Genomic DNA, 9,475 nt, shown 5'->3' on the forward strand with positions numbered 1-9,475 from the left:
TTTTCGTCCATGGCGGTGACCTCTGGCGATTAAATACACCATTATCATGCCTTCAGCCACCACATCAAGGGAAGACCCATTTATATACAGTATATCAGCAACGGATCGATGTTGCAGCAAAATATGCATTACTGGCGAAGCTGCTGTGTTTCCGGGCTACCCATACTGCGCCGCCATGCCCCAGGCGCCTGACCATACTGACGCTTGAAGCTGCGGTTGAAGGACTGCTGGGAATCAAAGCCCAGCGCGATCGCCACATTCAGAATCGGTTCGTCGCTGTGGGATAACCGCTCAACCGATTTTTGCAGCTTTTGCGCGCGAATATACCCGGCGAGGGGATAGCCCGTATGCTCTTTGAACAGGCGCTGGAGGTGCCATTTCGAGTAGCCGGAACGCCTGGCGACGGTCTCAATGTCCAGGCGACTGTCCAGGTTGTTGTCGATCCAGTCGAGTAAATCATGCATAAATGCGCCAGTGTTCATCTGGTTACCCCCACGTAGCGGATGAAAAAGTATCTTTGTCTGTTGCATTTAAAGGTGGCGCGTTTTTTCAGTAATTGCAAGTTTTATTGTTGCATTTAAATCCCTGACCGAAACGGGTCTTTTCACATCCGCTCAAATAGCACATAAAGTGCAACAATTATTCTTGCACTTAGTTAAGCGCCTTCCTACAATCGCCGCGAATAGTGTATTCGCAACTGTTACAGTTTTGTGGCGATGAACGACACAAATGGCCTGAAGACAGCCCCTGGACAAAGGAAGTGGCGCGGTGCCTCCTGCTGCGTCTTGCCCGGTGGCGACAATTACTGGAATAAAAATAATGAGCCTGCAAAAAACCTGGGGTAACTCTCCTCTGAGCGCGCTGGGGGCAATATTGCTCTCCGTGCTGCTCGTCGGATGCGATAACAGCGTCGCGCAAAATGCCGCGCCACCTGCGCCTGCCGTGAGTGCCGCTGACGTGGTGGTGAAATCGATTAGCCAGTGGGATAGCTTTAACGGCCGGATTGAAGCGGTGGAGAGCGTTCAGCTGCGCCCGCGCGTTTCCGGCTACATTGATAAGGTGAATTACACCGACGGCCAGGAAGTGAAGAAGGGCGAGGTGCTGTTCACCATTGATGACCGTACCTATCGCGCCGCGCTGGAACAGGCGCAGGCGAACCTGGCAAGAGCCAAAACGCAGGCCAGCCTGGCGCAAAGTGAGGCTAACCGTACCGATAAGCTGATCAATACCCATCTGGTCTCACGGGAAGAGTGGGAGCAGCGACGTTCGGCTGCCGTTCAGGCGCAGGCCGACATTCGCGCCGCGCAGGCGGCGGTTGACGCAGCCCAGCTCAACCTGGACTTCACCAAAGTGACCGCGCCTATTGACGGTCGCGCCAGCCGGGCGCTGATCACCAGCGGGAACCTGGTGACTGCGGGCGATACCGCCAGCGTCCTCACCACGCTGGTCTCGCAGAAGACGGTGTACGTCTACTTTGACGTGGACGAGTCAACCTATCTTCACTATCAAAATCTGGCCCGCAGCGGGCAGGGGGCGTCCAGCAATCACACGGCGCTGCCGGTTGAGATTGGCCTGACGGGCGAGGAGGGTTATCCCCATCAGGGCAAAGTGGATTTCCTGGATAACCAGCTCACGCCGAGCACCGGGACAATCCGCATGCGCGCGCTGCTGGATAACTCACAGCGTCAGTTCACGCCGGGGCTGTTTGCCCGCGTACGCCTGCCGGGCAGCGCGGAATTCAAAGCCACGCTGATTGACGACAAGGCGGTGCTGACCGATCAGGATCGTAAATACGTTTATATCGTCGATAAAGAGGGGAAAGCACAGCGTCGCGACATTACGCCGGGTCGTCTGGCAGACGGTTTACGCATCGTGCGGCAGGGGCTGAATCCTGGCGACAAAGTCATCGTCGAGGGTTTACAGAAAGTGTTTATGCCGGGTATGCCGGTTAACGCCAAAACCGTTGCCATGACCGCCACCAGCGCCCTCAACTGATCCCTTGACCTGAGAATCCAACCCATGGACTTTTCCCGCTTTTTCATCGACAGGCCGATCTTTGCTGCCGTCCTGTCGATTCTGATTTTTATCACAGGGTTAATCGCCATCCCGCTGCTGCCGGTGAGCGAATACCCTGACGTCGTGCCGCCAAGCGTGCAGGTGCGTGCGGAGTACCCGGGCGCTAACCCGAAAGTGATTGCCGAGACCGTGGCGACGCCGCTGGAAGAGGCGATTAACGGCGTCGAGAACATGATGTACATGAAATCCGTCGCGGGCTCGGACGGCGTGCTGGTTACCACCGTCACCTTCCGTCCGGGTACTGACCCGGATCAGGCGCAGGTTCAGGTGCAGAACCGCGTCGCGCAGGCCGAGGCGCGTCTGCCGGAGGACGTGCGGCGTCTGGGCATTACCACCCAGAAGCAGTCGCCCACGCTGACGCTGGTGGTGCATCTGTTTTCGCCAAACGGTAAGTACGATTCGCTGTATATGCGCAACTACGCCACGCTGAAGGTGAAGGATGAGCTGGCGCGCCTGCCCGGCGTCGGCCAGATCCAGATTTTCGGCTCCGGCGAGTACGCGATGCGCGTCTGGCTGGACCCTAATAAAGTGGCGGCGCGCGGGCTGACTGCCTCGGACGTGGTCACGGCGATGCAGGAGCAAAACGTACAGGTTTCCGCCGGTCAGCTTGGCGCCGAGCCGCTGCCGAAAGAGAGCGACTTCCTGATCTCCATTAACGCCCAGGGGCGTCTGCACACCGAAGAAGAGTTTGGCAATATTGTCCTGAAAACGACGGAGGACGGTACGGTCGTCCGCCTGCGCGACGTGGCGCGGATTGAAATGGGGTCCGGGAGCTATGCCCTGCGTTCCCAGCTGAACAATAAAGACGCGGTCGGGATTGGTATCTTCCAGTCGCCGGGGGCGAACGCTATCGATCTGTCTAACGCGGTGCGCGCGAAAATGGACGAACTGTCGACGCGCTTCCCGGCGGACATGAAGTGGGCGGCACCTTACGATCCGACGGTCTTTGTGCGCGATTCGATCCGTGCGGTGGTGCAAACGCTGCTGGAAGCCGTGGTGCTGGTCGTGCTGGTGGTCATTCTGTTCCTGCAAACCTGGCGCGCGTCGATCATTCCGCTGATCGCGGTGCCGGTGTCGGTGGTGGGTACCTTCAGCATTCTTTACCTGCTCGGCTTCTCGCTGAATACCCTCAGCCTGTTCGGGCTGGTGCTCGCCATCGGTATCGTGGTGGACGACGCCATCGTGGTGGTGGAAAACGTAGAGCGAAACATAGAAGAGGGGCTTGCGCCGCTTGCGGCAGCGCACCAGGCGATGCGTGAAGTGTCCGGGCCGATTATCGCGATCGCGCTGGTGCTGTGCGCGGTATTTGTGCCGATGGCGTTTCTGTCGGGCGTTACCGGTCAGTTCTACAAGCAGTTTGCGGTGACGATCGCGATATCTACGGTGATTTCAGCGATTAACTCGCTGACGCTCTCTCCGGCGCTGGCGGCACTGCTGTTAAAGCCGCACGGCGCGCCGAAAGATTTCCCGACCCGGCTTATCGATCGTCTGTTCGGCTGGATTTTCCGTCCGTTTAACCGCTTTTTCCTCCGCAGCTCAAACGGCTATCAGGGGCTGGTGGGTAAAACGCTGGGACGACGCGGCGCGGTATTCGTGGTTTATCTGCTGCTGCTCTGTGCCGCAGGCGTCATGTTTAAAGCGGTGCCCGGCGGGTTTATTCCGACGCAGGATAAGCTTTACCTGATTGGCGGTGTGAAGATGCCGGAAGGCTCTTCGCTGGCGCGTACCGACGCGGTGATCCGCAAAATGAGCGAAATCGGGATGAATACCGAAGGCGTGGACTATGCGGTCGCGTTTCCGGGGCTGAACGCGCTGCAGTTCACCAATACGCCGAATACCGGTACGGTGTTCTTTGGCCTGAAGCCGTTCGATCAGCGTAAACATTCCGCTGCGGAAATTAATGCGGAGATTAATGCGAAAATCGCGCAAATCCAGGAAGGCTTTGGCTTCTCCATTCTGCCGCCGCCGATTTTAGGGCTGGGTCAGGGGTCGGGCTATTCTCTGTATATTCAGGATCGCGGTGGTCTGGGCTATGGCGCGCTGCAAAACGCGGTGAACACCATGTCCGGTGCGATTATGCAGACCCCGGGAATGCATTTCCCGATCTCAACCTATCAGGCTAACGTTCCGCAACTGGACGTCCAGGTTGACCGCGATAAGGCGAAAGCGCAGGGCGTGTCGCTGACCGATCTTTTCGGGACGTTGCAAACCTATCTGGGGTCGTCGTACGTCAATGACTTCAACCAGTTCGGACGAACCTGGCGCGTGATGGCGCAGGCCGACGGGCAGTTCCGCGACAGCGTGGAAGATATTGCGAATCTGCGCACCCGCAACAGCCAGGGCGAAATGGTGCCGATTGGCAGTATGGTGAAAATCACGACCACCTACGGGCCGGATCCGGTGATCCGTTACAACGGCTACCCGGCGGCTGACCTGATTGGCGATGCCGACCCGCGCGTGCTCTCATCTGCGCAGGCGATGACGCAGCTGGACGCCATGTCTAAGCAGATCCTGCCAAACGGGATGAACATTGAATGGACGGATCTGAGCTTCCAGCAGGCCACTCAGGGCAATACGGCGCTGATCGTCTTCCCGGTGGCGGTGCTGCTGGCGTTCCTGGTGCTGGCGGCGCTGTATGAAAGCTGGACGCTGCCGCTGGCGGTGATCCTCATCGTGCCGATGACCATGCTGTCCGCACTGTTTGGCGTCTGGCTGACCGGGGGCGATAACAACGTCTTCGTGCAGGTGGGGCTGGTGGTGCTGATGGGGCTGGCCTGTAAAAACGCCATTCTTATCGTAGAGTTTGCCCGTGAGCTTGAAATTCAGGGCAAAGGCATCATGGAGGCCGCGCTGGAGGCTTGCCGCCTGCGTTTACGCCCGATTGTGATGACCTCCATCGCCTTTATCGCCGGGACCATTCCGCTGATCCTCGGTCACGGTGCTGGCGCAGAAGTGCGCGGCGTCACGGGGATCACGGTATTCTCCGGCATGCTTGGGGTGACGCTGTTTGGTCTGTTCCTGACGCCGGTGTTCTACGTGACGCTGCGTAAGTTCGTGACGCGCGGGAAAAAAGAGGAAAGGGACGTTTTGCCCGCATAAGGACGTTGCCGATAATAAAAAACCGCCTTCATAGTGAAGGCGGTTTTTTTTCGCATCAGGTAAAACGTTATGACGTTTTTTGATACTGGGCAATGAGGTCGGGGAGTGGATCCCATCCGCTGCTGTCGGCGTTTTTCACCGCTTCCAGGGCGCTTGCCACGGTATGGCGGGCCAGTACTGCTAACGAAGCCTCTTCGGCTTCTTCAGAAATTGATTTGAAGTACCAGCAGGCGTTGGCGCTGACCACGCAGCGGGCCGGCACGTCAGGGCGGGAGGCCCACAGCTTTTTATCTTCGATGACCGAAAGATAGATGTCGCGCAGGGTGATCTCTTCCGGCGGGCGACCAAGATGAATGGAGCCGTTACGGCCAAGCGTTGAGACGATAATGCCGTCTCGCGTCAGCGGAACCATCAATTTGCGGATGAAGCTCGGGTTCGCTTCCAGGCCGTAGGCCAGAATCGCACTCGTCGAACGTTCACCCAATTGCTCCGCCATCGCTACGCTGAGAACCATCTGCAAAGCTGTCGGGAAGCGGTAATCTAACATTTCTCTGTCCTGGGTTGCGGTGAATCTTGTTCTTTTTGGCACCGCAGAGGTGAATAAGCAATAAACAACAATATAACAAACACGGTAATTTTTTTGAAGCAATCTGCGGCATTTGCGATCAAACCCCCTGTTCTGCTTTAGCTAAACGTGCGGTTCGGGAAGTCTACCGTCACCAGGAGGCCACCTTGTGCAGAGGTTGTCAGGTTTACGCTGCTGTTGTGTTGCTGCGCCACCGCTTTAACGATGGCAAGCCCCAGCCCGCTGCCGCTCTGCACCTGATTGGGATCGCGGAAAAAGCGGTCGAACACGCGCTCCTGCAGCTTGACCGGAATACCCGGGCCCGCATCGGAGACGCGCAGCTGGACGACGCGATCGCCCGCCCGCACGTCGACCTGAATCCGCCCGCCCTCGGGGCTGTACTTCACGGCATTCTCAATGAGATTATCAATCAACGACACCAGGCGTTCCCTGGCGCCGGGGATCCAGACTTCATCCTCGGCAAAGAATTCCAGCTCGATCCTGCGCGCAGACGCTAAGGGTTCCAGCTCGGCCATGCGCTCCTGGACGAGCGTCGTCAGCGGCACGGGCTCCATGACCGTATCAATACTCGCTTCACTGTGCATCATCAGCAGAAGCTGATTGACGAGACGCGCGGCGCGGCTGTTGCTGCGGATCACGCCGGCAAGCAGCTCCTGCTGGCTTTCGCTGATGACCCAGGACTGCAGCGCCTCCACGTTGATGCGCATCGCCGCGAGGGGCGTACGCAGCTCGTGTGCGGCATCCGCGATGAAAACCCGCTCCCTTTCCGCGCTTTCACGCACCCGGGCAAGGAAGTCATTGATCGCGTCCACCATCTGGCGAAGCTCTCTGTGCTTCGGTACGGCTTTTAAAGGAGAGAGATCGTCCGGCGTGCGTAACGTAATTTCATTGACCACCTTATTCCACGGACGCATCGCAATGCGGATGGAGAGCCATGCGGGAAACAGCAGAAAAGGGAAACAAACCAGAAGCGGCAGAATGTAGTATCCGCGCGAGTTCAGGTAGATAAAGAAGTTCCAGCCGCTGGCAGGGGTGAAAAGGGTTACCTCCACGTCGGAGTGGGGCGATTTCAGGGTTCGGCTGGTCCAGATGCGACCTTCACTTTGAACGTGCTCCATTTCGCCTTGTCGGGTATTTGTTATCCCCGCGGGTGCTCCGTCGGATGAAAAAATAACGTTATTATTTTTGCGAACGATGAGGTTAATCGACAGCAGGGGATCTTCCCCTCCGCCGTAACCTTCACGCAGCGCCTTGCTGAAGGCCTCCAGCACGGCGGTACGGTCCTGCGGGCGCCCGTCCATACGCTCAGCCAGGGTAAAAACGGTTTCGTACGTTTTGCTGCCCGTGATGATAGGAGGGCTACGCAGGTCCTCCCACAGAATGAAGGTTAAAAAAAGACACCACAGCAGGGTAAGCAGCAGCATCTGGGCGATGATAATTCGCCGTACCAGCGTCGGCCGCCTCAGGTGATACCAGACGTTTTGCATCAACCGGTCACCTTCTGTATTGAGACGGTATCAATAACGTACCCGACGCCCCGGACCGTTCGCACATAGCCGTCGCCGATTTTTCGCCGCAAATTGCCCATATGCACGTCGAGCGCATTGCTGAGATTCTCTTTGTTGCCGAATATCCTTTCTTCCAGAAACCGCCGGGTCAGCACGCGGTCCGCGCGCAGCATCAACGTCTCCAGCAGCGCGTATTCACTGGCCGTTAAATCGATATGGCGCGCACTCACCGTCACGCGACGCGTCGGTATATGAAGAGAGAGCCCGCGAATTTCTATCGCCTCATTCTCAAAACCGTAGCTGCGCCGTGCAAGAGCCCTCACTCGCGCCAGCAGCTCGGCGAGAATAAAAGGTTTGACGAGATAGTCGTCCGCGCCGGCATCCAACCCCCGCAGGCGATCCTGCAATGTCCCTCGCGCCGTCAGGATGATGACCGGGATCCCCTTGAGCTGCTGACGCAAACGCGTCATCAGGCTCATGCCATCTCCGTCGGGCAGCCCGAGGTCGAGCAAAATAAGTTCCGGCACGCAGACGTCAAGCTGATGCAGCGCATCCTCTTTACGGCGAACCCATATGACGTCAAACCCTTGATCTGATAGAGCGATACGTACGCCATTGCCGAGATCCAGGTCGTCTTCGATTAGTAGAATTTTCACACTGGTAACGGTATCAACCGTGAATGAAGAACATCTTAAGAAAAAAACGGTATCAGGAAATCAGCCTGGTTTACAGCACCTGCTTGCGCTTCAGCGTTTCTTCATTTTCGGCTCATAAGAACCTTAGGGTGAGTATTCAAAATGGGCGTTCTGGCGGTTAACCGCATGCATCGTCATCATTTGAATCCATAAGGACTTCCTTAATGAGAAACATCGAACTGCGTCATACGTTCCCTCATTTACTTTCGGGCCGCTGCCTGAAAACCATCGTGCCGGGCGTTGTTCTGGCGTTACTGGCTACGCCTGTACTGGCGGAAGAACAGCGGCAGGGTAACGTCTTAACTCTGGGGGGCGGCGTGGATGTAGGGCCGCGCTATTCGGGTTCAGATAAAACCCGCGTCTCAGCGGCTCAGGTAGTGGATTATTCCATGGAAAATGGCTTCTTCATCGGCACCACGCGTGGGATCGGTTACGGTAACAATATCGGCAACCTGGATTACAGCGCAGCGCTGAGCTATCGAACGGGCCGTAAAGATAAAGACGTGAGCAGCGATTCGATCGGCACCGGCAGCGACGAGCTGCGAGGAATGGGGGAGATTAAAGGCTCGGCTATCGTGGTGCCCGGGCTTGAGTACAAGGTGACCGACTGGCTTCACCTGCAGCTGCAGGCTGAGGTACCGGTTTCTGAAAGAGACAACGGTGAAGCGGTACATTTTGGCATTTCCAGCCCGTTCTACACCTCACCAAAAAATGAGGTGGCGCTGGCGCTGACCGGCAGTTGGGGATCGGACAAGTATATGCAGACGTACTACGGGGTAAACGCCGCCCAATCGGCCGCATCGGGTTTTGCCCGACATGACGCCGGGGCCGGGATTTATGCCTGGTCGATGAACCTTGACTGGACCCACAAACTCACCTCGCGCTGGAGCGTACTTGCCTCAGCGGGTGTGACGCAGCTGACGGGGGATGCAGCGGACAGCCCGATCGTGCAACGCAAAACGTCACCTACGGGGAGTTTGAAGGTGACGTATAGTTTTTAGCTTGTGGTTTTGAGCGTGCACCAGCGGTAATTTAAGCCCCTCCGGTTGCGACGGTGGGGCGGTTCCCCTTACAGACAGTTACAGCACTGCACACATGGTTGACGGATTTATCTAAAGCTCCATTGGGCCGTGATGACAAAAACGGAGGGGATGATAATACCCACATCCATACCAAAATAAGAGGTAAAATTATACTGAAATCCATGATATATGTAGGGAGAAAAACCTATCCCTGTTACTTTTTTAAAATCATGGTATGAACCATGGTCGCCACAATCATCGAAAGTATCAAAGAAAAATTCGCCTACATATCCATAGATTCCCTTAAAAACCCAACCGTTATTCCATCCAGCCCAGTCTCTTCTTACGCCGGCGGCCAGACATCTGTCATTAAAGCTGTTTTTCATTGTGCCTAGGGAAGGTGCGAATAAGCAGGTCATTTCTTCCCAAGCTGACTCGCTGATTAAAATTTCGCGGATCTGGGCCGATTTTTTTCCCGCAAACACATCG

At 56.6% G+C, this 9,475-nt stretch carries 8 protein-coding genes; 3 read left to right on the forward strand and 5 right to left on the reverse strand.

What is annotated here, in order from left to right:
* Window positions 1–128: 128 nt before the first annotated feature.
* A complete protein-coding gene (locus ACWYRJ_RS19720) occupies window positions 129–482 on the reverse strand; it encodes a helix-turn-helix domain-containing protein (RefSeq protein ID WP_133294301.1) in 354 nt (117 codons plus the stop codon).
* A gap of 337 nt (window positions 483–819) precedes the next feature.
* On the opposite strand from ACWYRJ_RS19720, the gene ACWYRJ_RS19725 reads away from it, so the two are divergent.
* Together ACWYRJ_RS19725 and oqxB are read left to right on the forward strand one after the other, a co-directional pair.
* The gene (locus ACWYRJ_RS19725) at window positions 820–1,995 is read left to right on the forward strand and encodes an efflux RND transporter periplasmic adaptor subunit (RefSeq protein ID WP_115874927.1); all 1,176 of its coding nucleotides are present in this window, start codon (window positions 820–822) and stop codon (window positions 1,993–1,995) included.
* Between the two features lie 24 nt (window positions 1,996–2,019).
* Window positions 2,020–5,175 (forward strand): multidrug efflux RND transporter permease subunit OqxB, encoded by a 3,156-nt coding sequence (oqxB, locus tag ACWYRJ_RS19730; RefSeq protein ID WP_149366796.1) that lies wholly within the window; start codon window positions 2,020–2,022, stop codon window positions 5,173–5,175.
* A 67-nt stretch (window positions 5,176–5,242) separates the two neighbouring features.
* Here oqxB and ACWYRJ_RS19735 read toward each other — a convergent pair whose 3' ends face one another.
* The 3 genes from ACWYRJ_RS19735 to ACWYRJ_RS19745 all read right to left on the reverse strand — a co-directional run bounded on the left by ACWYRJ_RS19735 (window position 5,243) and on the right by ACWYRJ_RS19745 (window position 7,925).
* Window positions 5,243–5,722, reverse strand: a complete 480-nt coding sequence (locus tag ACWYRJ_RS19735; protein ID WP_029739386.1) for an RrF2 family transcriptional regulator — start codon at window positions 5,720–5,722, stop codon at window positions 5,243–5,245.
* A 137-nt stretch (window positions 5,723–5,859) separates the two neighbouring features.
* On the reverse strand, window positions 5,860–7,248 hold the full coding sequence (locus ACWYRJ_RS19740) for a sensor histidine kinase (protein WP_455508466.1): 1,389 nt from the start codon (window positions 7,246–7,248) through the stop codon (window positions 5,860–5,862).
* The gene (locus tag ACWYRJ_RS19745) at window positions 7,248–7,925 is read right to left on the reverse strand and encodes a response regulator (RefSeq protein WP_111965744.1); all 678 of its coding nucleotides are present in this window, start codon (window positions 7,923–7,925) and stop codon (window positions 7,248–7,250) included. The genes ACWYRJ_RS19740 and ACWYRJ_RS19745 overlap by 1 nt, the downstream gene beginning before the upstream one ends.
* 203 nt (window positions 7,926–8,128) lie before the next feature.
* Between ACWYRJ_RS19745 and ACWYRJ_RS19750 the strand changes: the two genes are divergently transcribed.
* Entirely contained in the window at window positions 8,129–8,965 is an 837-nt protein-coding gene (locus ACWYRJ_RS19750; protein WP_455508467.1) for a MipA/OmpV family protein, read from the forward strand.
* Window positions 8,966–9,072: 107 nt separating this feature from the next.
* On the opposite strand, the gene ACWYRJ_RS19755 is transcribed toward ACWYRJ_RS19750, so the two are convergent.
* Window positions 9,073–9,435, reverse strand: a complete 363-nt coding sequence (locus tag ACWYRJ_RS19755) for a hypothetical protein (RefSeq protein ID WP_455508468.1) — start codon at window positions 9,433–9,435, stop codon at window positions 9,073–9,075.
* Between the last annotated feature and the right edge of the window lie 40 nt (window positions 9,436–9,475).

The organism is Enterobacter sp. (genome assembly GCF_977039595.1).